This window comes from Streptomyces sp. NPDC018026, from assembly GCF_044327745.1.
GTDB lineage: Bacteria > Actinomycetota > Actinomycetes > Streptomycetales > Streptomycetaceae > Streptomyces > Streptomyces rubrogriseus.
The window spans coordinates 213735-237187 of record NZ_JBIRFY010000007.1 but is presented as its reverse complement, the minus strand read 5'-3'; the positions used below and the strand labels follow the sequence as shown (position 1 = coordinate 237187).

Sequence of the window (23453 nt, the reverse complement as noted above, 5' to 3'; positions counted from 1 at the left end):
GATGAGTGCTGCCGAGAAGAGAGCCGGGCTCGACGGGCCGGACGACGGGACCGGCCGGGACCACCGGGAGGCGACGCCGGAACCAAGGCCCGCCGGGACGCCCGCGGAACCCGGCGACGGGGCCGCCGCGGAACTGGCGACGCGCGTCTTCGCCGGACCGGAACGCTGGGGCTGGGAGTTCGTCCAGCCACCGGAGCCCCCGGCGCACCGCGCCGCCCGGAACCCGCCCGTGTACAAGGAGCCCTCCGACCACGAGGTCCGCTCCCTGCGCGAGCACGCCATGGGCGGCCGCAACACCACCGGCTTCGGCTGCGCGACCCTGATCGCGGGCGGTATCGGGCTCGTGGCCGGGAACATCGTCGTCGCGGTGATCGTCATGATCGTCGTCGTCGCCCTGTTCCGCGCGACCTCGCCCAACGCCAGGCTGCGGGCCGCCGAACGCCGCCTCGAAGGCGATCGCAAACGGGCCCGGCGCGACCACGAGGCCCGCACGAAGGCGTGGCAGGAACTGCTCGCCCAGCACCGCGACGCGCACCTGCGCCACAACGAGACACTGGACACCTGGTACCCGATCTCCCTCACCTCGGGGCCCAGCCGGATCGACGTCTTCGGCGGCACGGGCAACGGCTGGGCCAGCCTCCTCGCCACGCTGGGCGGGCCCCTCCTCACCGCCGGCCAGTCGGTCGTCGTCCTCGACCTCACCCAGCAGGCGGTGGCCCTGGAGCTGGCCGGGCTCGCCGCCCGGCGCGGAGTCACCGTCGGCCACGTACCCGTGCCCGGCGCGCTGCTCGGCCGCGACCTGCGCGAGGAGTTCACCTCGGAGGAGCTGGCGGAGACCCTGGCCGAGGCCCTGGGCAGCATGCGACCGCCCGGCGCCGACATCGACCTCCACACCATCGACGTGGACGTGGTCCAGACCGTCACCGAGCTGCTCGAAGGACCCGTGACCCTCGACCGCCTGGCCGCCGGACTGCGCGTCCTGCTCCGCGTCTACGACCCCGGCCCGCAGGCACCGGGCCCGCTCAGCGACTCCGAGGTCGAGTCGATGACCCGGGCCATCGACCTCGTCGGCCAGAGCGAACGCGTCCAGAACGAACTCCGCTACGTGCGGGCCCAGACGGAACTGCTGACCAGGGCGGAGACGGTCCACACGCCCGACGCTCCCGTCTCCTCCTGGTGGAGACCCGGCGGGCTCACCGTCGTCACGACCGAGGACCAGGTGCACCGGCGCAAGGACCTCACCGACCGCTTCGTCTTCTTCCAGCTGCTCCACGCGCTGCGCAAGCGCACGGTCGCCCCGGGCTCGGGCACGCTCGTCGTGGCGGGCGCCGACCACCTCGGCCGGGAGGCGCTGGAGACGATGGCCCGTCAGGCACGCACCGCCGGAGTACGGCTCGTCGTGCTCCTGGAACACCTGCGGGAGGCCGCGGTCCAGGTCGCCGGCGGATCCGACAGCGCGACGGTGTTCATGCGCATGGGCAACGGCGAGGAGGCGAGAGCCGCCGCGCAGTTCATCGGACAGGAGCACAAGTTCCTCGTGAATCAGCTGACCCGCCAGGTCGGGGAAACGCTCACGGAGGGACGCGGCACCAGCTACACCTTCCAGAGCGGACTGTCCCGGACCTCGGGATTCAACCGGGGCGGCAGCGGCACGGGCAGCAACTGGGGGAGTTCGGACTCCACCGGCACCTCGCTCTCCCGTAGCTGGCAGGACTCCACCACCACCTCGACCGCCCACTCGACCACGACCGGCGAGAACCTCAGCCGGGTGTACGAGTTCACGGTCGAACCCACCCAGATGCAGGCCCTGCCCGCGACCGGACTGGTCCTCGTCGAGACCGGCCCGGGCGGTCGCCGGGTCGTCTTCGGGGACTGCAGCCCCGGGATCAACTTCCTGCCGAAAGTGTCCGACCGGCCGCGCCCGAGCCTGCCGTGACGCCGGGCACCGGCGCCCGCGGCGGGCCCGCGGAACTCGCCGCGTACCGCTTCCACCGGCTGCTCACCGTGCCCCGCCGACCGGACGAGCGGCAACCCGGGCAGGACCGTACGGCCGCTCAGCTGACCGCCGCGGTGACCGCGGCCCACGCGGTGCTCGGCCACCGCGGCGAGGGCGGGCCCACCGGGTTCGCCACCGCGTGGATCCGACCCGGCCCGCACCGGCCCATGCACTTCCTGGTGGGCGGCGCCCCGTACTTCCCGCCCGCGGGGGATCGGCCCCACGATACGGCCGAACGCCCCGTCGGCTACCCGCCCGGCGCCACCGCCCGGGACGTTCCGGCAGGCGAGGCCGCCGCACTGCTGGAGCGGATGCCGTACTGGCTGCCCTGCCTCGGGTCCCACGACGCCCTGCGCATGGGCGACGACGAACGTGCCCTGCCCGCCGAACGCCGCGGCTCCTTCGACGACGCCGTCGCCCACCTCCCGGACGCCTTCGCCTGGCTGCTCCTGGCCGAACCCCTCCCGTACGAGCGGCTGGAGCGGGAGCGCGCCGCGCTGTCCGTGCAACTGCCCCGGCTGCGCCAGCGGGAGAACTCCGCGGCCGACCGGCTGGCGGCCGAACGGGCCGAAGCGCGCCACCGCGAACTGACCCGGGCGCTCGCCACCGGCGTATGGAGCGTACGCGTGCTGGTCGGCGCGGAGCGGCCGGGGTCCGCCCTCGCCTCGGCCGCGCTGCTGTGCGGCTCGGGCGACCTGGACGACCTGCCGTACGTCCTCGTGCCGACCAGGCACCCGCTGCCCTTCGCCGAGGCGCTGACCGCGACCACCCAGGCCGCCTCCGCCTCCGTGCCGCCGGGAGCCACCCCCTTCGTCGCGCCCGCGGAACTCGTGGCCGCGCTCGCCCGGCCACCGGAGCGGGAGCTGCCCGGCATCCGCACGGTGGCCCCCAACCGCTTCGACGTCACCTCCGACGACACGGAACAGGACACGGAACAGGACACGGAACAGGGCACGGTCCAGGGGACGGCGCAGGGCACGGCCGCCGACGGTTTCCCGATCGGCGACATTCTCGACGAGTCGCTGTCGGCCACGGGCCGGCTCCACGTGTCGCGCGCGACCCTCAACCGGCACGCCTTCATCTGCGGTGCCACCGGTTCGGGCAAGTCCCAGACCGTGCGGAGCCTGCTCACCGCCCTGTCCACGCACGAACGGCCGGTCCCCTGGCTGGCGATCGAACCGGCGAAGGCCGAGTACGCGCGCATGGCCGGCCGCCTCGGCGCGGCCGGAGGACCGGAGGAAGCCCGGCGGGTCACCGTGATCCGGCCGGGGGACGTGGACGTCCCGCCCGCCTCGCTCAACCCGCTGGAACCGGAGCCCGGCTTCCCCCTGCAGAGCCACGTGGACCTCGTCAGAGCCCTCTTCCTGGCGGCCTTCGAGGGACACGAGCCGTTCCCGCAGGTGCTGGCCCGAGCACTGTCCCAGTGCTACACGGAGGCCGGATGGGACCTGGTCACCGGCGAGCCGCGCCCGGCCCACAAACCGAAGTTCCTGCCGGACGAGCCGGACGAGCCCCGCACGGCGGCCTACCCGACCCTCGGCGAACTCCAGGCGACGGCACGGCAGGTGGTCGAGACGATCGGCTACGGCAAAGAGGTCACCGCCGACGTGCGGGGCTTCGTCGACGTCCGCATGGGCTCGCTGCGGGAAGGCACCCCGGGCCGGTTCTTCGAGGGCGGCCACCCGCTGGACGTCGCCGGACTGCTCTCCGGGAACGTCGTCCTCGAACTGGAAACGATCACCAACGACCAGGACAAGGCCTTCCTCATCGGGGCCACCCTCATCCGCCTCGTCGAACACCTGCGGGTCCACCACGGCGCGGGCGGCGTGCCCCTGCGCCACGTGCTCGTCGTGGAGGAGGCGCACCGCCTGCTCAAGAACGTCGACGACGGCCCCGCGGCCGCCGCGGTCGAACTGTTCGCATCGCTCCTCGCCGAGATCCGCGCCTACGGCGAGGGCGTCGTCATCGTCGAGCAGATCCCCAGCAAGATCCTCCCGGACGTGGTCAAGAACAGCGCGTTGAAGATCATGCACAGGCTGCCCGCCGAGGACGACCGACGGTTCGTGGGCGCCACGATGAACCTCCGGCCGGAGCAGAGCGAGAGCGTCGTCGCCCTGCCCCCGGGCCGCGCCGCCGTCGCCGCCGACGGCATGGACCGGCCCGTACTGACGTCCGTCCCGCACGGCGAGCACGACGAGAGCGCGAAGGGCGCCTCCGGCGAACCGCCGCTGCTGGGCAGCCGCAGCCGCCTGTGCGGGCCCACGTGCCGCGGCGAACCCTGCACGCTGCGCGCCATGAACGACTCCCACCACCGGTCCACGGAGCCGCTCCACCTGATCTGGGTGGAGGCAGCCGCCTGCGCCCAGGCGATGGGCATGGCCGCCCCGGCCCCGGCGTCCCGGGTACGGGCGGCCCTGACGGACCTCACCGCACGCGATCTGGAGTGCACCCTCGGATACGCCGCGGAACGAGCCGTCTCGGCGCGGGAGACCCTGATGCGGGACGAGGTCGACCCCGGGGACTTCGCGGAGCGCCTGCACACCGTGCTGTACGCCGCGCTGCTGGGCCGGGAGCCGCCGCCCGTCGACCGGCGCCGGTACACCTACGCCAACTACCGGTTCCGGGACGTGCTGGAAGTCATCCAGCGCGCCCGGAAGACGGCCCCGGACGGACCCCACGCGTACCCGGAGCACGAGGCCGAGTGGGCGGCCCGCGGGCTGGTGCTCACCGGAACCTCCGGCGCCGCCCACCGCCTCCAGGTCCGTGCCCTGCCCGGGTACGGACCGGGGAAGGCGCACGCCCGGATCGGCGACGTGGAGCGCAGCGGACTGCGCCGGGCGGTGGCGGCGGTGACGGGTGCCACGACGGAGGACCACGTACGGCGGGCCTTCGCCCTGGCCTGTGAGGAAGGTCCGCGGCTGCGCGCGCTGGTGGCGGAGACGGCGGCACGGGTGGCGCAGGTGTGCGCCGAGGGGACGGGGGCCCACGGATGAGCGAACTCGGCGGTACGGTCCACGACGCCCCGCCGCCCCCTCCACCGCCCCCGCCCCCTCGCGACGCGCACGCACCCGGTGACGGAGACGTGCCGGACCGGTCCGGCGAGAACGCGGAGGCGCCGCAGGACGGGCAACGGGCGGAGGACACCGGGGACGGCGACGTTCCGGAGACCGACTCCCGGCCCGACGATCCGGCGCCGCCCGTCGTGGAGGCCTCGGAGGACGGCGACCCGCCGACGGACGAGCCGGAGCCGGACGAGCCGGAGCCGGCACAGCCGCCGGACCAGGACCGCGCAGACCCGGGCCCGGAGCCCGAGCCCGAGCGCGAGGCAGAGCGCGAGCCCGAGGCCGAGGCGGAGTCCGAGCGCGAGCCCGAGGCGGAGTCCGAGCGCGAGCCCGAGGCGGAGGCCGAGTCCGAGCCCGAGGCGGAGGCCGAGTCCGAGCCCGAGGCGGAGCCTGAGGCCGAGTCCGAGTCCGAGCCCGAGGCGGAGCCCGAGCCCGAGTCCGAGCGCGAGCCTGAGGCCGAGCCCGAGCCCGAGCCCGAGGCCGAGCGCGAGCCGGAACCTGAGCCCGTCTCTGAGACCGAGCGGGAGCGAGCGCGAGAGCCCGAGCCGGAACAAGAGCCCGGGCCCGAGTCGGAACGCGACCCCGATGCTGAGAGGGAAGCGAGGCCCACGGCGGAACCTGACCCTGACTCGGAGCCCGTGCCGGAGCAGGAGCCGGAGCCGGAGCCCGTGCCGGACCCGGAGCACGACTCCGAGCGAGACCCCGACGAAGCGCCCGAGCCCGCACCGCTCGCCGAGTCCGCGTCCGAGACGGAGCGGGGACACGAGGGGGCGCCCGAGCCCCCGCCCGACGCGGAGCCCCCGCCCGACGCGGAGCCCCCGCCCGAGCCCGAGCCCGCGTCCGGGCAACGGCCGCAACGAGAAGCTGCGGTCGCGGAAGCGCGGCCGGACACCGAGCCGGAGCCCGAAGCGGCGGCCATGCCGGAGCCCGGGGAACCGGACAGGGCGGCCTCGACCCCGGATTCCGAAGCGGATGACCGGGAGCCGCCGGAGCCCGCCGAACCGGGGGGCCGGACGGCTCGGAGTGAGCTCGACGAGGCAGGCAGGGCCCTGGTGTCGGCGACCGAGGGCGTGGCCGAAATCGCTGTCGCCGCAGCCGAGGGCGCCGCGGATCTTGTTGCGGAGACCGCGAACGCCCTGGAGGAAGCCGCCGCCGGTGCCGCCTTCGAAGGCCGGGCCGACGCCGCTCGTGAGGCGTTTGCCGCCGACGGGCCGCCGGACGGCGCCTGGCAGGACGGCGATCCACCGGATACCTACGCGGACGACCCGGAGGGCCCGGCAGACCAGGAGCCGGACGGAGACGGTGGGGAGCAGCGCCCCAATCCATGGCTCAACCTCAGGGTCGGACCACCCGCGGACGGCCCGCCCCCGGACGGAGCCGGTGCTCCCGGCGGCTCCGGCGACGGTCCCGACGACCCGGACGACCACGGCGCACCGCCCGACGACGGCGGGGACGAGGACGACGAGGACCGATCCGACATCGAGACCAAGGAACTCAAGATCGAGGGGTTCAAGCTCGAGCCGAACGTGGACCGCATGCGCGGAGCCAACATGGCCCGGGCCGTGGAGGCCCAACAGGCCTACGAGGCTTCGGCTCAGGCACGTCGTCGGGAGGACCCGGACCGGGAGCGGGAGAACCGGGACGGGCCGGACGACGAAAGCGACGCTCCCCGGGAATCGAGCAGACTGGACCCCGACGTGGCGAACACGCTACGCGTGGCCGCGGCGGGGCTGTCGAGCCCCCGCCCCCCGAACCGGGCCGCCGAGAACCGCGCACGCGGCGGGCCCGACGGCACGGCGGCGGTCACCCAGGAGCAGAGCCGGAACCAGAGCCAGGACCGGGAGCAGGAGCAGAGCCGGGGACTGGGCCTCAGGAAGGACAAGGGCCTGGGATGAGGAGCGGCGCCGCGACCGGCGTCAGCCGTAGGCGTAGAAGCCCGAGCCGCTCTTGCGGCCGAGGCGGCCCGCGTCGACCATGCGCTGGAGCAGCGGGGGAGCGGCGTACAGGGGCTCCTTGTACTCCTCGTACATCGAGTACGCCACCGAGGCGACCGTGTCCAGGCCGATCAGGTCGGCCAGCTTCAGCGGGCCCATCGGGTGGGCGCAGCCCATCTCCATGCCGTTGTCGATGTCCTCGCGGCTGGCGATGCCCGACTCGAACATCCGGATCGCGGAGAGCAGGTAGGGGATCAGCAGCGCGTTGACCACGAAGCCGGAGCGGTCCTGGGCGCGGATCGCGTGCTTGCCCAGCACCTTCTCGGTGAACAGCTGGGCCCGGCTGAGCGTGCCCTCGGAGGTGGTGAGCGCCGGGATCAGCTCGACGAGCTGCTGCACCGGGGCCGGGTTGAAGAAGTGGATGCCGATGACGTGGTCGGGCCGCGAGGTGGCGACCGCCAGCTTCACCAGCGGGATGGAGGAGGTGTTGGAGGCCAGGATCGCGTCCGGCCGGGTCACGACCTGGTCGAGCACCTGGAAGATCTCGGTCTTGACCTGCTCGTTCTCGACGACGGCCTCGATCACCAGGTCGCGGTCGGCGAACTCGCCGAGGTCGGTGGTGAAGCTGAGGCGCGCCTGCGTCGCGTCCCGCTCCTCCTCGGTCATCTTGCCGCGCTCGGCCGCCTTGGCCAGCGAGTTGTACAGCCGGGTGCGGCCGATCTCCAGAGCCTCGCCGGTGGTCTCGGCGACCATCACCTCCAGACCCGAGCGGGCGCACACCTCGGCGATGCCCGCCCCCATCTGACCGCAGCCGACCACGCCGACGCGTGCGATATCTCCCGAGATGCCGGTCACATCGTCCCTTTCGCTGACTCCACTGCTGGCCGCAGGCATGCCGGGGTCCCCGGCGCCTGCTCCGATCGAGCACGTTACCCCCGAATGGTCACGGTTCCGTCTCCCGGGTCGGGCATGCTGAGGCTCCGTACACGATCCGTGACCGTACGGATCCACAGCGTTCAGGAGGTCTTCCCATGGGCGGTGTCTCGCGCCGTGCCTTCACGGTGGCGGCGTTGTCGGCGTTCACGCTCGTGCCCGAGGCGTCGGCAGCGACCCCGGGTCCGGCGAAGCCGGTGCCCCCGCGCAGCGCCGCCGCCGGGATGCGGGGGATGTGGCTGGCGACCGTGGCCAACCGGGACTGGCCCACCCGCGCGGGGCTGCGCGCCGCCGAGCAGCGCGCGGAGCTGATCGAGCACCTCGACAACGCGGTCCGGCACCGCCTCAACACGGTGATCCTCCAGGTGCGGCCGACGGCCGACGCGCTGTGGCCCTCGGCGCACGAGCCGTGGTCGCAGTACCTGTCCGGCAGCCAGGGCCGCGACCCGGGCTGGGACCCGCTGGGCACGGCGGTCAAGGAGGCCCACGCCCGCGGCCTGCAACTGCACGCCTGGTTCAACCCGTACCGCGTCGCCACCCACGACGACCCGGCCCGCCTCGTCTCCTCCCACCCCGCGCGGAAGAACCCCGGGTGGGTGGTGCCGTACGGCGGGCAGCTCTACTACAACCCCGGGCTGCCCGAGGTCCGGGCCTTCGTCCAGGACGCGATCATGGACGCGGTGGCGAAGTATGAGGTGGACGGGGTCCACTTCGACGACTACTTCTACCCGTATCCGGTGGCGGGCCAGAGCTTCGCCGACGGCGCGACCTTCGGCACGTTCGGCACCGGCTTCGCCACGAAGGCCGACTGGCGGCGGGACAACATCGACCGGCTGGTGCGCGAGACCGCGCAGCGCGTCAAGGACGTCCGGCCTGCCGCCCGCTTCGGCGTCAGCCCCTTCGGCGTGTGGCGCAACTCCGCCACCGACGAGCGCGGCTCCGACACCCGGGCGGGCGTGCAGACGTACGACGACCTGTACGCGGACACCCGCAAGTGGGTGCGCGAGGGCTGGATCGACTACGTCGTGCCGCAGCTGTACTGGAACATCGGCCTGGACGGCGCCGACTACGCGAAGCTGCTGCCCTGGTGGGCGGAGACCGCCCGGGGCAGCCGCACCCAGCTGTACGTGGGCGAGGCGCTGTACAAGTCCGGGGACCCGGCGCAGCCCGCCGCCTGGCAGGACCCGGCCGAACTCTCCCGTCACCTGACGCTGGCCGCTCGGTACCCGGAGGTCCGCGGGCACGTCTACTTCTCGGCCAAGGACGTCGCCGACGACCGCGGCGGCGCGATGGCGCGGGTGGCCGCCGACCACTACACGCAGCCGGCCGCCGCCCCGCGCTGAACCGCTCCGACGCGGGGGTGCGGCCCCTGAGCTACAGCCGGGTCTCCTTGTGCCGGATCTCCGAGTCGGGGCCGGGCGAGCACACGGCCTCGTGCCCGTCCTCGAACCGGACCCGGTACGGGGGAGTGCCCTTGTCGCCCATCACTTCGACGATCTCCGCGACCTTGTCGTGCTCACCGACCACCCGGCCGTGCTGGACCAGCTGGTCGCCCTTGGTTGCGTGCATCCGTGAGGCCTCCTCACCTGTGTGTGGCCCGAGGGCGGGCGCTAACCCCTGGCCCGCTGGGTGACCGCGATGCACACCAGTACGGCCGCGGCCGTCAGCGGAGCGGCCACCGGCAGGTGCTCGCCCAGGAGAAGTACCGACCACACCAGTGTGAGCAGCGGCTGGGCCAGCTGCAACTGGCTGGCCTTGGGGATGCCGATCGCCGCCATGCCCCGGTACCAGACGACCAGGCCGAGGAACTGCGAACCGATCGCCACCCACAGCAGCCCGGTCACGGCGTGCGCCGTCAGGTGCACCGGCTCGAAGGACAGTGCCACCGCCGCCATCGGCACCGTCAGCGGCAGGCACAGCACCAGCGCCCAGCCGATGACCTGCCACCCCGGCATCACCCGGGCCAGCCGGCCGCCCTCCGTGTAGCCGGCGGCGCACACCAGCAGGGCCGCGAAGAGATAGGCGTCGGCCGAGGTCAGCGCGCCGCCGCTCTGCTGCACCGTGAAGGCGATCACGGCCGCCGCGCCCGCCAGGGCCGCGATCCAGAAGGTGCGCGAGGGGCGGGTGCCGACGCGCAGGGCGGACAGCAGCGCGGTGGTCAGCGGCAGCAGGCCCACCACGACGGCGGCGTGCGCCGTGGTCGACGTCTGCAGGGCGAGCGTGGTGAGCAGGGGGAAGCCGAGGACCACCCCGGCGCCCACCACCGCGAGACCCAGCCAGTGCCGCCGCTCGGGCGGTGCCACCCGCAGCACCACCAGACAGGCCCCGGCGACCGCGGCGGCGAGGATGCTGCGCACGGCGATCAGGGACCAGGGCCCGAAGCCCTCCAGGCCCCAGGCGGTGGCGGGGAAGGTGAGGGAGAAGGCGACGACGCCGAGGGCGGCCTGGGCGGTGCCGAAGGACGCACTGCCGGTGTCCGCGCCGGGGGCGCCGACTGCTATCCGGGGTGACGCGGTAGCGCTACTCTGTGCTCTCATGCAAGAGCGTAGCAGTGTCGCTGACCTGGTGACTGTGTTGCGGCGAGAGCTTGACCGCTACTCACCGGGCGGAAAGCTCCCGTCCAGCCGCGCCCTCGTCGACCGGTTCCGGGTCAGCCCGGTGACGGTCTCCCGTGCCCTGGCCCAGCTGGCCGCCGAGGGGCTGGTGGTCACCCGGCCCGGTGCCGGGGCCTTCCGTGCCCGGCCACGCCCCCCGGCCGCACCCGCCGGGGACACCTCCTGGCAGGAGGTGGCGCTGAGCGCCGACGGCGCCGCCGACCTCGTACCGCGCTCGGTGGACGCCTCCGGGGTGCTGGTCTCGCTGGCGGCCCCGCCGTCCGGCGTCGTGGAGTTCAACGGCGGGTACCTGCACCCCTCGTTGCAGCCGGAGCGGGCGATGGCGGCGGCCCTGGCCCGGGCCGGACGGCGGCCCGGCGCCTGGGGCCGGCCGCCGATGGAGGGGCTGCCGGAGCTGCGGGAGTGGTTCGCGCGGGGCATCGGCGGCGCCATCACGGCGGCCGAGGTGCTGATCACCGCGGGCGGCCAGTCCGCGCTGGCCACCGCCCTGCGCGCGCTCGCCCCGCCCGGTACCCCCGTGCTCGTCGAGTCCCCGACCTACCCCGGCATGCTGGCCATCGCGCGGGCGGCCGGCCTGCGCCCGGTGCCCGTCCCCGTGGACGCCGACGGCGTACGGCCCGCCCTGCTCGCCGACGCCTTCCGCGCCACCGGCGCCCGGGTCTTCGTCTGCCAGCCCCTGTTCCAGAACCCGACCGGCGCCGTGCTCGCCCCCGAGCGGCGCGGCGAGGTGCTGCGCATCGCGCGGGCGGCCGGCGCCTTCGTCGTGGAGGACGACTTCGTGCGCCGGCTCGTGCACGAGGACGCGGGCCCGCTGCCCGCCCCGCTCGCCGCCGACGACCCGGACGGGGTCGTGGTCCACGTCTGCTCGCTGACCAAGGCGACCTCGCCCAGCTTCCGGGTGAGCGCCCTGGCCGCGCACGGGCCGGTCCTCGAACGCCTGCGCGCCATTCAGATCGTCGACACCTTCTTCGTGCCCCGGCCGCTCCAGGAGGCGGCGCTGGAACTCGTCGGCTCGCCCGCCTGGCCGCGCCACCTGCGTGCGGTCTCGGCCGAGTTGAGGGCCCGCCGGGACGCGATGACCTCCGCACTGCGGCTGAACCTCCCCGAGATCTCCCTGGCCCACGTCCCCTCCGGCGGCTACCACCTGTGGCCCCGGCTGCCCGAGGGCACGGAGGAGACCGCCCTCACCTCGGCCGCCCTGCGCGCGGGCGTCGCGATCACCCCGGGCCGCCCGTACTTCAGCGCCGAACCCCCGGCCGCCCACTTCCGGCTGAGCTTCGCCGCGGTGGCGAACGTCGGGGAGATCGCGGAAGGGATACGGCGCCTGCGCACCGCCTGCCAGGAGGTGTGGGGCGGCTGACGCGCTCTCGCCGACGCGTACGGGGACCAGTGGTCGGCGTCCGCCTTCGGTCGGTGAGCCGTGACACACCCTGGGTGACCCACAGGTAACAACCCTTGACCCGGACACCTTCCGGCTCCACCATCACCGCATGGCGCTTCGGGTCACGTTCGTCGCGGCTGCGCGCAGCTCACCGCTGCTCGCCGAGCGATTCGACGACGAGCGGCCGCTGGACCAGGCCGGATGGGACGAGGCGCTGCGCGCCGCGGGCGACCTGCTGCCGCTCGCCGCCGCCGAGTTGCGCTACTGCTCGCCCACGCCCCGCAGCCGTGCCACCGGTGACGCCATCGGCTGCGCGCCGCTGTCCCAACTGGCCCTGCGGGACTGCGACATGGGCCGATGGCGCGGTCTGACGCTCGGTGAGGCCATGGCCCGCGAACCGGCGGCCGTGGACGCCTGGCTCGCCGACCCCCGGTCGGCCCCGCACGGCGGGGAGCCGCTGCTGGGGTTCATCACCCGGGTGGGCGGCTGGCTCGACACCCGCCCCGGGGAGGACGGTGACCGGATCGTCGCCGTGGCCGAGCCCTCCGTGATCCGGGCCGCGCTGGTCTACGCGCTGAAGGCGCCGCCCGGAACCTACTGGAACCTGGACGTCCGGCCCTTGTCCACGACCACCGTGACGGGCCGCGCCGGCCGCTGGAGCCTCCGCTTCGAGGGGGCGCCGGACCAGGGTGCTACGCATCCGGCGTTTCGCGCAGGTAATCCGTCGTGAGCAGCAGGTCCTTGGCCGGGCCGCCCACCCGCCACACCGTCCGCCAGCGGTCCGGGCCCCGGACGGTGAACTCGCCCCGGTAGAGGTCGGCGGCGCAGGGGTGGTCGGCCACATGGTGTCCCGAGGTCAGGTCCAGGCCGTGGAAGGGGCGGCCGTCCGCGAAACGCACGTCCACCCGGCCCGGCCCGCTCCCCGGCTCGTAACGCAGCGTGCGCTCGGCGGGCCGGGTCACGCCCTGCCAGGTGAAGGAGCCCGACTCCCGGCCGGTCAGCCCGCCGCCGTCGAGCGCGTCGAACGACGTGAGCCCCTCGAAGCGGCCCTCCAGGCCCCCTGCCAGATCCCGCACCGACCGCTCGGTGCGCCAGCGCCCCGCGAGGTACGCCAGCACGTCGGGCACCGGCCACAACTCGCCCATTTCCACTCGCTTTCCCGCTCCGGCCCACTCATCGCCGCGCGACCCATTGACGCCCCGCGACCCCCTCCCTATCTTGCCGTTCGAAGTGCTGACCAATGTCCGATATCCCGAACGACTATCTGGTGAGAGCCGCGGAGTATCCATGTCACGCACCCGCTGGAGACTCGGTCTCAGCGTCACCGCCCTCCTGACGGCATCCGCCCTGCTGCCGTCCCCGGCGCACGCGGAGGCCGTCGCCGACTACACGATCACCGTCGACCCGTCCGGCCGGGGCCCCGCGATCGACGACACGATGTACGGCGTCTTCTACGAGGACATCAACCGCGCCGCCGACGGCGGCCTGTACGCCGAACTCGTGCAGAACCGGTCCTTCGAGTACTCCACCGCCGACAACGCCTCGTACACACCGCTCACCGCGTGGGCGGCCGACGGCACGGCCGAGGTGGTGAACGACGGGGGCCGCCTCAACGAGCGCAACCGCAACTACCTCTCCCTCGCCGCCGGCTCCACCGTGACCAACGCGGGCTACAACACCGGCATCCGGGTCGAGAAGGGCGAGCGGTACGACTTCTCGGTCTGGTCCCGGGCCGAGCACGGCACCACCCTCACCGTGACGCTCGCGGACGCCGCGGGCACCCTCGCGAAGGCGCGGCAGGTGGCGGCGAAGGGGCAGTGGCGCAAGTACACGGCCACCTTCACCGCGGCCCGCACCAGCAACCGCGGCCGCCTCGCCGTCGGCACCACCGCCCCCGCCGCCCTCGACATGGTGTCCCTCTTCCCCCGCGACACCTACCGGCACCAGCCGAACGGCCTGCGCAAGGACCTCGCCGAGAAGATCGAGGCCCTGCACCCCGGCTTCCTGCGCTTCCCCGGCGGCTGCCTGGTCAACACCGGCTCCATGGCGGACTACAGCGCGGACTCCGGCTGGCAGCGCAAGCGGTCCTACCAGTGGAAGGATACGATCGGCCCGGTCGAGGAGCGCGCCACCAACGCCAACTTCTGGGGCTACAACCAGAGCTACGGCCTCGGCTACTACGAGTACTTCCGCTTCGCCGAGGACATCGGCGCCATGCCGCTGCCCGTCGTCCCCGCCCTGGTCACCGGCTGCGGCCAGAACAAGGCGGTCGACGACGACGCACTGCTGAAGCGGCACATCCAGGACACCCTGGACCTCATCGAGTTCGCCAACGGCCCCCGCACCAGCGAGTGGGGCGGCAAGCGCGCCGAGATGGGCCACCCCGAGCCCTTCCACCTCACCCACCTCGAAGTCGGCAACGAGGAGAACCTCCCGAAGGAGTTCTTCGCCCGCTTCGAGCAGTTCCGCACCGCCGTCGAGGCGAAGTACCCGGACATCACCGTCGTCTCCAACTCCGGCCCCGACGACTCCGGCACCACCTTCGACACCGCCTGGCAGCTCAACCGGGACGCCGGTGTCGCGATGGTCGACGAGCACTACTACAACAGCCCGCAGTGGTTCCTCCAGAACAACGACCGCTACGACTCCTACGACCGCAACGGGCCCAAGGTCTTCCTCGGCGAGTACGCCTCCCAGGGCAACGCCTGGAAGAACGCCCTCGCCGAGGCCGCGTTCATGACCGGCCTGGAGCGCAACGCCGACGTGGTGAAGCTGGCCTCCTACGCCCCGCTGCTGTCCAACGAGGACTACGTGCAGTGGAGCCCGGACCTGATCTGGTTCAACAACCACGCGTCCTGGGGCTCGGCCAACTACGAGGTCCAGAAGCTGTTCATGAACAACACCGGCGACCGCGTCGTCCCCTCCACGGCCACCGGCACCCCCGCCGTCAGCGGCCCCATCACCGGCGCCGTCGGCCTGTCGACCTGGGCGACCAGTGCGGCGTACGACGACGTGCGGGTGACCTCGGCCGACGGGCAGACCCTCCTGGCCGACGACTTCTCCGGCGACGCCTCGCAGTGGACCCACTCGGGCACCGGCAGCTGGACGGTCCAGGACGGTCAGTACGTCCAGAGCGACACGGCCGCCGAGAACACCATGGTCACGGCGGGCGACCCGGCCTGGCACGACTACGACCTGCACGTGAGGGCCACGAAGAAGTCCGGCAACGAGGGCTTCCTGGTCGCCTTCGGCGTCAAGGACACCGGCAACCACTACTGGTGGAACCTGGGCGGCTGGAACAACACCCGGTCCGCCGTCGAGCAGGCCTCCGACGGCGGCAAGTCGACGCTGCTGTCCAAGGCCGGGTCGATCGAGACGGGCCGCGCCTACGACATCGACGTCAAGGTCAGGGGCCGCCAGGTCACCCTCTACCTCGACGGCGAGGAGTGGGGCGGCTTCACCGACGACAAGCCGGCCGAACCCTTCCGCCAGACCGTCACCCGCGACGACCGCACCGGCGAGCTGATCGTCAAGGTCGTCAACGCCCAGGACACCGCGGCCCGCACCGCCGTCGACCTCGGCGGCGCGAAGGTGGCGTCCAGGGCCGCGGTCACCACGCTGGCCGCCGGCAAGGACGCGGTCAACACCGAGACGGACACCCCGGTCACCCCGGTGACCTCGACCTTCTCGGGAGCGGCGAGCGAGTTCACGTACACCTTCCCGGCGAACTCCGTGACGTTCCTGCGGATCAGGCAGCGGTAGCCCGGCACCTCGCGCCCCGGACCGGCGAAACCGTGCAACGGCACCGCCGGTCCGCGGCTAGCGTGGGCGCATGATCGTATGGCTCAACGGCACCCACGGCGCCGGCAAGACGACGACCGGCGCGCTCGTGCGGGAGCTGCTCCCGGACTCGCGGGTGTTCGACGCCGAGAAGGTCGGCGAGACGCTCATGGACATCACGCCGGGGCTGCCCGACACGGACAACTTCCAGCACTGGCCGCCGTGGCGGCCGCTCGTCGTCGAGACCGCCCGACGGGTGCTCGACTACACCGGCGGCACCCTGGTGATGCCGATGACGGTCCTGGTCGAGGAGTACTGGAGGGAGATCGCGGGCGGCCTCGCCGCGCACGGGATCCCCGTACGGCACTTCGTCCTGCACGCCGACCAGGAGACCCTGCGGGGGCGCATCGCGGGGGACACCGTACTGGGGCCGAACTCGCCGTTCCGTCTCCGGTACCTCGAGCCGTACGCCGAGGCCGCCCGCACCTGGCTGCACGCCGAGGCCGAGGTCGTCGACACCACGCACCTCACGCCCGCCGAGGCGGCGCTGCGGATCGCGGAGGCCGTCAAGGCGTAGTGCTGCGGTACCGCCGGATCAGCGCACGCATCTCCTGGTTGTAATTCGAGCGCCGCCGGGCGATCCAGACGACGAGCGCCGCGCCGACCGGAGCCACCGTGTACTGGGCCACCGCGTGGCGGAGCAGGGTCCCGCGGTCGGTGACCGCCCAGTCGCGGCCGCCGAAGAGCGGGATGTCCTCGACGAGCTCCTCATCGGCGTAGAAGTCCAGGCCCTCGATGGTGCCCCGGCCCCGGCTTCCGTCCGCCAGCGTCCACGCGCCCTGGCACGGCCCGTCCCACTCGCAGTCGACGAACCCTTCCGTCACGGCCGGCTGCCCCTGCCGATACCGGTCCGTGTTCCCCGCGGCGAACCACAGAGGAATGGCGAGGGCGCACAGGGACACGACGAGCGCCGCACGCTGCCACGGCCTCAGCCCGACGACCAGCTCGACCACCCACGCACGCACAGCCACCCCCACGGTGCTCGGAGTCCGGAAGCGGCAGGCTAGCCGATACCTGCGGCGGCGCCCCGGGGCCATACCGCATGGCGTTGCATAAACGTGCAGCGGCACGTATAGTCATGCTCTCCAGGAGGAGGGTTTTCCATGGCGGTACGTGCGGCGGTGGCCGGAGCGAGCGGGTATGCGGGCGGTGAGCTGCTGCGTCTGCTCCTGACCCATCCCGAGGTCGAGATCGGCGCCCTGACCGGCAACTCCAACGCGGGGCAGCGGCTCGGCGCGCTGCAACCGCACCTGCTGCCGCTGGCCGACCGGGTGCTGGAGGCGACCACCCCCGAGGCGCTCGGCGGTCACGACGTCGTCTTCCTCGCGCTGCCGCACGGGCAGTCCGCCGCCGTCGCCGAGCAGCTCGGGCCGGACGTCCTCGTCGTCGACATGGGCGCCGACTTCCGGCTCAAGGACCCCGGCGACTGGGAGCGGTTCTACGGCTCGCCGCACGCCGGCACCTGGCCCTACGGCCTCCCCGAACTTCCGGGTGCCCGCGCCGCGCTGGAGGGGTCCAAGCGCATCGCGGTGCCCGGTTGCTACCCCACGGCCGTGTCCCTGGCCCTCTTCCCGGCGTACGCCGCGGCGCTGGCCGAACCCGAGGCCGTGATCGTCGCCGCCTCCGGCACCTCCGGCGCGGGCAAGGCGGCCAAGCCGCACCTGCTGGGCAGCGAGGTCATGGGCTCCATGTCGCCGTACGGCGTCGGCGGCGGCCACCGGCACACCCCCGAGATGATCCAGAACCTCGGCGCGGTCGCGGGCGAGCCGGTCACCGTCTCCTTCACCCCGACCCTCGCCCCGATGCCCCGCGGCATCCTCGCCACCTGCACCGCGAAGGCCAAGCCCGGGGTCACCGCCGAGACGGTGCGGGCCGCCTACGAGAAGGCTTTCGCCGACGAACCGTTTGTGCACCTGCTGCCCGAGGGCCGGTGGCCCGCGACCGCCTCCGTGTACGGCTCCAACGCCGTCCAGGTGCAGGTCGCGTACGACGCCGCCGCCGGCCGGATCATCGCCATCAGCGCCATCGACAACCTGGCCAAGGGCACCGCGGGCGGTGCCGTCCAGAGCATGAACCTCGCCCTCGGTCTCGACGAGACCACCGGACTGACGACGATCGGAGTTGCGCCGTGAGTGTGACGGCAGCAAAGGGATTCACGGCGGCGGGCATCACCGCCGGGATCAAGGAGAGCGGCAACCCCGACCTGGCCCTCGTGGTCAACACCGGCCCCCGACGCTCCGCCGCGGGCGTCTTCACCTCCAACCGCGTCAAGGCCGCGCCCGTCCTGTGGTCCGAGCAGGTGCTGAAGAGCGGTGAGGCGACCGCCGTCGTGCTCAACTCCGGCGGCGCCAACGCCTGCACCGGGCCCAAGGGCTTCCAGGACACGCATGCCACCGCCGAGAAGGTCGCCGACGTGCTCGGGACGGGGGCGGGCGAGGTCGCCGTGTGCTCCACCGGGCTCATCGGGGTGCTGCTGCCCATGGACAAGCTGCTCCCGGGCGTGGAGACGGCCGCCGGCCAGCTCTCCGAACACGGCGGCGAGAAGGCCGCCATCGCCATCAAGACCACCGACACCGTGCACAAGACGTCCGTCGTCAGCAGGGACGGCTGGACGGTGGGCGGCATGGCCAAGGGCGCGGGCATGCTCGCCCCCGGCCTCGCCACCATGCTCGTCGTGATCACCACCGACGCCGACCTGGAGACCGAGGCACTGGACCGCGCCCTGCGCGCCGCCACCCGCGTCACCTTCGACCGGGTCGACTCCGACGGCTGCATGTCCACCAACGACACCGTGCTGCTGCTCGCCTCGGGTGCCTCGGCCGTCACCCCGGAGTACGACGCCTTCGCCGAGGCCGTCCGCACCGTCTGCGACGACCTCGGACAGCAGCTCATCCGGGACGCCGAGGGCGCCAGCAAGGACATCAAGGTCGAGGTCGTGAACGCGGCGACCGAGGACGAGGCCGTCCAGGTGGGCCGCACCATCGCCCGCAACAACCTGCTCAAGTGCGCCATCCACGGCGAGGACCCCAACTGGGGCCGCGTGCTCTCCGCCATCGGCACCACCGACGCCGCCTTCGAGCCCGACCGGCTGAACGTCGCCATCAACGGCGTCTGGGTCTGCAAGAACGGCGGCGTGGGCGAGGACCGCGAGCTGGTCGACATGCGCTACCGCGAGGTGCACATCGTCGCCGACCTCGCCGCGGGCGACGCCACGGCCACCATCTGGACCAACGACCTCACCGCCGACTACGTCCACGAGAACAGCGCGTACTCCTCATGAGCGACGGAACGAGCAACGCACCCACGCGGAAGCACACCGCGCTCCCCAAGGCCCAGATCCTCATCGAGGCGCTGCCCTGGCTGACCCGGCACCACGGCAAGACCGTCGTCATCAAGTTCGGCGGCAACGCCATGATCGACGAGGACCTCAAGGCCGCCTTCGCCCAGGACGTCGTCTTCCTGCGGCACGCCGGACTCAAGCCCGTCGTCGTGCATGGCGGCGGCCCGCAGATCAGCGCCGCCCTCGACAAGCACGGCATCGTCAGCGAGTTCAAGGCCGGCCTGCGCGTCACCACCGAGGACGCCATGGACGTCGTACGGATGGTGCTCGCCGGGCAGGTGCAGCGCGAGCTGGTCGGGCTGCTCAACCAGCACGGACCGCTCGCCGTCGGCCTCACCGGCGAGGACGCGCACACCCTCACCGCCACCAAGCACCAGCCCGAGATCGACGGCGAGCTCGTCGACATCGGCCGGGTCGGCGAGATCACCGAGATCGACACCGGCGCCATCGAGGCACTGCTCGCGGACGGCCGCATCCCGGTCGTCTCGTCGATCGCCCGCTCCCAGGACGACCACCATGTCTACAACGTCAATGCTGATACGGCGGCTGCGGCACTCGCTGCGGCGCTCGGCGCCGAGACTCTCATGGTCCTCACCGACGTCGAGGGCCTCTACGAGGACTGGCCGGACTCCGACGAGGTGATCAGCCGCCTCACCGCGTCCGAGCTGGAGAAACTGCTGCCCGACCTCTCCAGCGGCATGGTGCCGAAGATGGAGGGCTGCCTGCACGCCGTACGCGGCGGCGTCACCACCGCCCGCGTCATCGACGGCCGGGTCCAGCACTCGATCCTGCTGGAGATCTTCACCGACGAGGGGATCGGCACGATGGTCGTGCCCGACGAACAGGGGGAGTCGTGAGCAACGAAGAGCTGACCGAGCGGTGGCAGGCCACCCTCATGAACAACTACGGCACCCCGCGCCTGCCCCTGGTGCGCGGCGAGGGCGCCCGGCTCTGGGACGCCGACGGCACGGAGTACCTCGACTTCGTCGGCGGCATCGCGGTCAACGCGCTCGGCCACGCCCACCCGGCGGTGGTGGACGCCGTGAGCCGGCAGATCGCCTCCCTCGGCCACGTCTCCAACCTCTTCATCGCCGAGCCGCCCGTCGCCCTCGCCGAACGGCTGCTCCAGCACTTCGGCCGCGACGGCAAGGTCTACTTCTGCAACTCCGGCGCCGAGGCCAACGAGGGCGCCTTCAAGATCGGCCGGCTGACCGGCCGGCCGCACATGGTCGCCACCCGGGGCGGCTTCCACGGCCGCACCATGGGCGCCCTGGCGCTGACCGGCCAGCCCGGCAAGCAGGAGCCCTTCCTGCCGCTGCCCGGCGACGTCACGCACGTGCCGTACGGCGACCCGCAGGCGCTGGCCGCGGCGGTCACCGAGGAGACCGCGCTGGTCATCATCGAGCCGATCCAGGGCGAGAACGGCGTCGTCGTGCCGCCCCCCGGCTATCTGAAGGCAGCCCGCGCCATCACCGCCGCCACCGGCGCGCTGCTCGTCCTGGACGAGGTGCAGACCGGCGTCGGCCGGACCGGGCACTGGTTCGAGTACCAGGCCCACGAGGGCGTCCTGCCGGACGTCGTCACCCTCGCCAAGGGCCTCGGCGGCGGACTGCCCCTGGGCGCGACGGTCGCCTTCGGGCGCGCCGCAGACCTGCTCCGGCCCGGCCACCACGGCACCACCTTCGGCGGCAACCCGGTCGCCTGCGCCGCCGGACTCGCCGTCCTGGACACCATCGCCGACGAGGGACTGCTCGACAACGTCAAGCGGCAGAGCGAGACGCTGCGCGGCGGGGTCGAGGCGCTCGGCCACCCGCTCGTCGCCCACGTCCGGGGCGCCGGACTGCTCCTGGGTATCGTGCTCACCGAGCCGCTCGCCGCCCAGGTGCAGCAGGCGGCTCAGGACGCCGGAATCCTGGTGAACGCGCCCGCACCCGATGTCGTACGGCTGATGCCCGCGCTGAACCTCGGCGACGACGTGGTGGAGGCGTTCCTCGGGGCGCTGCCCGGCATCCTTGACCAGGCCGCCGAGACGGCCCACGGGGACGGACGATCCGGAGAATGAGACGACGATGAGCCACGCGCAGGAGCACGAGCAGACGGCCGGGCCCGCCCTGCCGCAGACCCGCACCGCCCGCCACCGCCGGATCGTGGACATCCTCAACCGGCAGGCGGTCCGCTCGCAGAGCCAGCTGGCGAAGCTGCTCGCCGACGACGGGCTCACCGTCACCCAGGCGACACTCTCCCGGGACCTGGACGAGCTGAACGCGGTCAAGATCCGCAACACCGACGGCGACCTGATCTACGCGGTGCCCAGCGAGGGCGGCTTCCGCACCCCGCGGGCGCCGCTCGGGGAGTCGGCCAAGGAGGAGCGGATGCGGCGGCTCTCCGCGGAGCTGCTGATCTCCGCGGAGGCGTCGGCGAACCTCGTGGTCCTGCGGACCCCTCCGGGGGCGGCGCAGTTCCTCGCCTCGGCGATCGACCAGGCGGAGCTGCACGACATCCTGGGGACGATCGCGGGCGACGACACGCTGATGCTGATCAGCCGGGAGCCGACGGGCGGGCAGGCCCTGGCGGACCACTTGCTGCGCTTGGCCCAGAACGGGGGCTGAGCGCCGCGGCGGCTTCCCACGTCCGTCGACTGCGGGTGGTCCGTGGCCGGTCGCGCAGTTCCCCGCGCCCCTGAGGGCGTTGCAGCGAGGCGGGCCATAACGTCACCCCCCCCCCGCGCAACCTGCGCCCGCCGACGCGGGCCAATGCCACGCCGGTACCTCAGCCCAAGCGGGCCGCCAGCCCTCCCGTGCACCGCACCTCGTCCCCCGCCGTGATCAGCAGCCCCTCGACGCCGGGCAGCGAATCCAGCCACCGCAGCCCCTCCCGCGACCCCATCGCGAACGCCGCCGTCGCCCAGCAGTCCGCCCACGTCAGCCGGGACGCCACCACCGTCACGGACAGCAGGTCGGTCACCGCCGAGCGCCCGGTGCGCGGGTCGACGACATGCGCACCCCGCTCGGCGGAGCCGGACGTCGCCACGGCCAGCTCCGCCACCCCCGCCGCCGAGACGACCGCCGCGAGCCCGCCCGGCCGCAGCGGGTCGGCCACACCCACCCGCCAGGGCCGCTCCGCACCCGGCGTCCCGAGCAACTGCACGTCCCCGCCCCCGTTGACGCTGACCCCGCTCGCACCGCACGCCGCCGCGATTCCCCGTGCGGCGCGCTCCACGGCCCAGCCCTTGACGATCCCGGTCGGGTCGAGCCGGCCCCGGTACCGCGTGCTGAACCAGCCGTCGCTCACCCGCTCCGCCTCGGCCGCCAGCTCCAGCACCTCCGAGACCTCCGGCGCGCAGGCGGCGACGGTCAGTTCCCCGCGCGCCAGCCGGGAGATCTGGCTGCCGTCCCGGTACGTGCTGAACACCTCGTCGGCCCGGTGCAGCCCGGCGACCGCCTCGTCCAGCGCCGCCCGTACGGCCGCGGGTTCCCCGCCGCGGACGTCGAAGGAGAAGACGGTCCCCATCGCCTCCTCCGCATGACGCACCGCGGCGGGAGCCCCGGCGGACTCGGTCACGGCGTCAGCCACCGGCTCGGTCCAGCGCCGACTGGAGGGACTGCTTGTACCCGGCGCTGGTGTAGGTGGCGCCGGAGACGGCGTCGATGTCGGCGGTGCCCGCGGTGACGGCGGCCCGGTTGAGCCTGGGTACGGCGTCGGCGGTGACCTGGTCGCTGCGGCCGCCACTGGGTGCCTGGAGGGTCTCGGCGTCGGTGATCCTCCCGCCGCTGACGGTGACCCGGACCTGCACGGCTCCGTACTGGGTCTGCGCGGCGTCCCCGGTGAGCACCTGCGTGCCCTGCCCGGTGCCGCTCGACTCCTGCCCGGCGGGTCCGGCGGCCGCGGCCGCCTTGTCGAGTGCCGACTGGAGGGACTGCTTGTACCCGGCGCTGGTGTAGGTGGCGCCGGAGACGGCGTCGATGTCGGCGGTGCCCGCGGTGACGGCGGCCCGGTTGAGCCTGGGTACGGCGTCGGCGGTGATCCGGTCGCTCTGCCCGCCCTTGGGCGCCCGCACGGCCTCGGCCTTGGTGATCCTGCCCTCGCTGACGGTGACCCGGACCTGCACGGGTCCGTACTGGGTCTGCGCGGCGTCACCCGTGAGCGTGCCGGCTCCGGCGCCCCGGCCGCCCTGGGGCGACTGGGCGGCCACGGGCGGTGCCGCGCCGCCCGCCGCCGAGCCGGCGCCCGGGTCGGACGCCGGTTTCAGCGACAGCAGCAGCACGATCCCGGACACGGTGGCGGCCCCGGCGAGCACGGCACGCCGAACGGGGTGGCTTTTCCTCATCTGTCCTGGACTCCCGATGTCCGTC

Annotated in this window: 20 protein-coding genes; 13 read left to right on the top strand and 7 right to left on the bottom strand. The window is 73.3% G+C overall.

From position 1 onward, the window contains the following. The first annotated feature begins 1 nt into the window (after position 1). Genes ACH4D3_RS23110 through ACH4D3_RS23100 form a run of 3 tightly spaced genes read left to right on the top strand, consistent with a single transcriptional unit; the run spans position 2 to position 6953 of the window. Positions 2-1936 carry a hypothetical protein gene (locus tag ACH4D3_RS23110; RefSeq protein WP_398324857.1) on the top strand — a complete coding sequence of 645 codons (1935 nt, stop codon included), beginning with the start codon at positions 2-4 and terminating at the stop codon, positions 1934-1936. Continuing rightward, positions 1933-4989, top strand: a complete 3057-nt coding sequence (locus ACH4D3_RS23105) for an ATP-binding protein (RefSeq protein WP_398324854.1) — start codon at positions 1933-1935, stop codon at positions 4987-4989. The genes ACH4D3_RS23110 and ACH4D3_RS23105 overlap by 4 nt, the downstream gene beginning before the upstream one ends. Continuing rightward, positions 4986-6953, top strand: a complete 1968-nt coding sequence (locus ACH4D3_RS23100; RefSeq protein ID WP_398324851.1) for a hypothetical protein — start codon at positions 4986-4988, stop codon at positions 6951-6953. The genes ACH4D3_RS23105 and ACH4D3_RS23100 overlap by 4 nt, the downstream gene beginning before the upstream one ends. A 21-nt stretch (positions 6954-6974) precedes the next feature. On the opposite strand, the gene ACH4D3_RS23095 is transcribed toward ACH4D3_RS23100, so the two are convergent. Next, positions 6975-7886 (bottom strand): 3-hydroxybutyryl-CoA dehydrogenase, encoded by a 912-nt coding sequence (locus tag ACH4D3_RS23095; RefSeq protein ID WP_398324849.1) that lies wholly within the window; start codon positions 7884-7886, stop codon positions 6975-6977. 137 nt (positions 7887-8023) lie between these two features. Between ACH4D3_RS23095 and ACH4D3_RS23090 the strand changes: the two genes are divergently transcribed. After that, positions 8024-9268: a glycoside hydrolase family 10 protein gene (locus ACH4D3_RS23090; RefSeq protein ID WP_398324846.1), complete on the top strand. Its 1245-nt coding sequence runs from the start codon at positions 8024-8026 to the stop codon at positions 9266-9268. A gap of 31 nt (positions 9269-9299) precedes the next feature. On the opposite strand, the gene ACH4D3_RS23085 is transcribed toward ACH4D3_RS23090, so the two are convergent. Together ACH4D3_RS23085 and ACH4D3_RS23080 are read right to left on the bottom strand one after the other, a co-directional pair. Further along, complete coding sequence (locus tag ACH4D3_RS23085) at positions 9300-9494, bottom strand: DUF1918 domain-containing protein (RefSeq protein ID WP_398324843.1); 195 nt, start codon at positions 9492-9494, stop codon at positions 9300-9302. 41 nt (positions 9495-9535) lie between these two features. After that, the gene (locus ACH4D3_RS23080) at positions 9536-10462 is read right to left on the bottom strand and encodes a DMT family transporter (protein ID WP_398324841.1); all 927 of its coding nucleotides are present in this window, start codon (positions 10460-10462) and stop codon (positions 9536-9538) included. Between ACH4D3_RS23080 and ACH4D3_RS23075 the strand changes: the two genes are divergently transcribed. After that, positions 10461-11900, top strand: coding sequence for a PLP-dependent aminotransferase family protein (locus ACH4D3_RS23075; protein WP_398324838.1), 1440 nt, complete (start codon positions 10461-10463; stop codon positions 11898-11900). The genes ACH4D3_RS23080 and ACH4D3_RS23075 overlap by 2 nt on opposite strands. A gap of 130 nt (positions 11901-12030) precedes the next feature. Beyond that, positions 12031-12651 carry a histidine phosphatase family protein gene (locus ACH4D3_RS23070; protein WP_398324835.1) on the top strand — a complete coding sequence of 207 codons (621 nt, stop codon included), beginning with the start codon at positions 12031-12033 and terminating at the stop codon, positions 12649-12651. Here ACH4D3_RS23070 and ACH4D3_RS23065 read toward each other — a convergent pair. Beyond that, a complete protein-coding gene (locus ACH4D3_RS23065; RefSeq protein WP_398324832.1) occupies positions 12614-13066 on the bottom strand; it encodes a DUF6314 family protein in 453 nt (150 codons plus the stop codon). The two genes, ACH4D3_RS23070 and ACH4D3_RS23065, sit on opposite strands and share 38 nt — an antisense overlap. 142 nt (positions 13067-13208) lie before the next feature. Between ACH4D3_RS23065 and ACH4D3_RS23060 the strand changes: the two genes are divergently transcribed. Together ACH4D3_RS23060 and ACH4D3_RS23055 are read left to right on the top strand one after the other, a co-directional pair. Further along, a complete protein-coding gene (locus ACH4D3_RS23060; protein ID WP_398324830.1) occupies positions 13209-15683 on the top strand; it encodes an alpha-L-arabinofuranosidase C-terminal domain-containing protein in 2475 nt (824 codons plus the stop codon). Between the two features lie 70 nt (positions 15684-15753). Further along, complete coding sequence (locus ACH4D3_RS23055) at positions 15754-16278, top strand: AAA family ATPase (RefSeq protein ID WP_398324827.1); 525 nt, start codon at positions 15754-15756, stop codon at positions 16276-16278. Here the strand turns inward: ACH4D3_RS23055 and ACH4D3_RS23050 are convergent. Continuing rightward, positions 16268-16732, bottom strand: a complete 465-nt coding sequence (locus ACH4D3_RS23050) for a hypothetical protein (RefSeq protein WP_398324825.1) — start codon at positions 16730-16732, stop codon at positions 16268-16270. The genes ACH4D3_RS23055 and ACH4D3_RS23050 overlap by 11 nt on opposite strands. Positions 16733-16864: 132 nt before the next feature. Here ACH4D3_RS23050 and argC point away from each other — a divergent pair, with 132 nt between their 5' ends. The 5 genes from argC to ACH4D3_RS23025 are packed head-to-tail and all read left to right on the top strand — an operon-like array spanning position 16865 to position 21710. Next, a complete protein-coding gene (gene argC, locus ACH4D3_RS23045; RefSeq protein WP_398324822.1) occupies positions 16865-17893 on the top strand; it encodes an N-acetyl-gamma-glutamyl-phosphate reductase in 1029 nt (342 codons plus the stop codon). Next, the gene (argJ, locus tag ACH4D3_RS23040; RefSeq protein ID WP_398324819.1) at positions 17890-19041 is read left to right on the top strand and encodes a bifunctional glutamate N-acetyltransferase/amino-acid acetyltransferase ArgJ; all 1152 of its coding nucleotides are present in this window, start codon (positions 17890-17892) and stop codon (positions 19039-19041) included. Before argC ends, argJ begins: the two co-directional genes overlap by 4 nt. After that, positions 19038-19958, top strand: a complete 921-nt coding sequence (gene argB, locus ACH4D3_RS23035; RefSeq protein WP_003977246.1) for an acetylglutamate kinase — start codon at positions 19038-19040, stop codon at positions 19956-19958. Before argJ ends, argB begins: the two co-directional genes overlap by 4 nt. Beyond that, a complete protein-coding gene (locus tag ACH4D3_RS23030; protein ID WP_398324816.1) occupies positions 19955-21163 on the top strand; it encodes an acetylornithine transaminase in 1209 nt (402 codons plus the stop codon). The genes argB and ACH4D3_RS23030 overlap by 4 nt, the downstream gene beginning before the upstream one ends. Positions 21164-21170: 7 nt before the next feature. Next, positions 21171-21710 carry an arginine repressor gene (locus ACH4D3_RS23025; RefSeq protein WP_059299601.1) on the top strand — a complete coding sequence of 180 codons (540 nt, stop codon included), beginning with the start codon at positions 21171-21173 and terminating at the stop codon, positions 21708-21710. Positions 21711-21870: 160 nt separating this feature from the next. Here the strand turns inward: ACH4D3_RS23025 and ACH4D3_RS23020 are convergent, their stop codons facing one another. Both ACH4D3_RS23020 and ACH4D3_RS23015 read right to left on the bottom strand, forming a co-directional pair. Then, positions 21871-22611, bottom strand: a complete 741-nt coding sequence (locus tag ACH4D3_RS23020) for an FAD:protein FMN transferase (protein ID WP_398325318.1) — start codon at positions 22609-22611, stop codon at positions 21871-21873. Between the two features lie 55 nt (positions 22612-22666). Then, positions 22667-23428 (bottom strand): FMN-binding protein, encoded by a 762-nt coding sequence (locus tag ACH4D3_RS23015; protein ID WP_398324813.1) that lies wholly within the window; start codon positions 23426-23428, stop codon positions 22667-22669. Positions 23429-23453 lie beyond the last annotated feature (25 nt).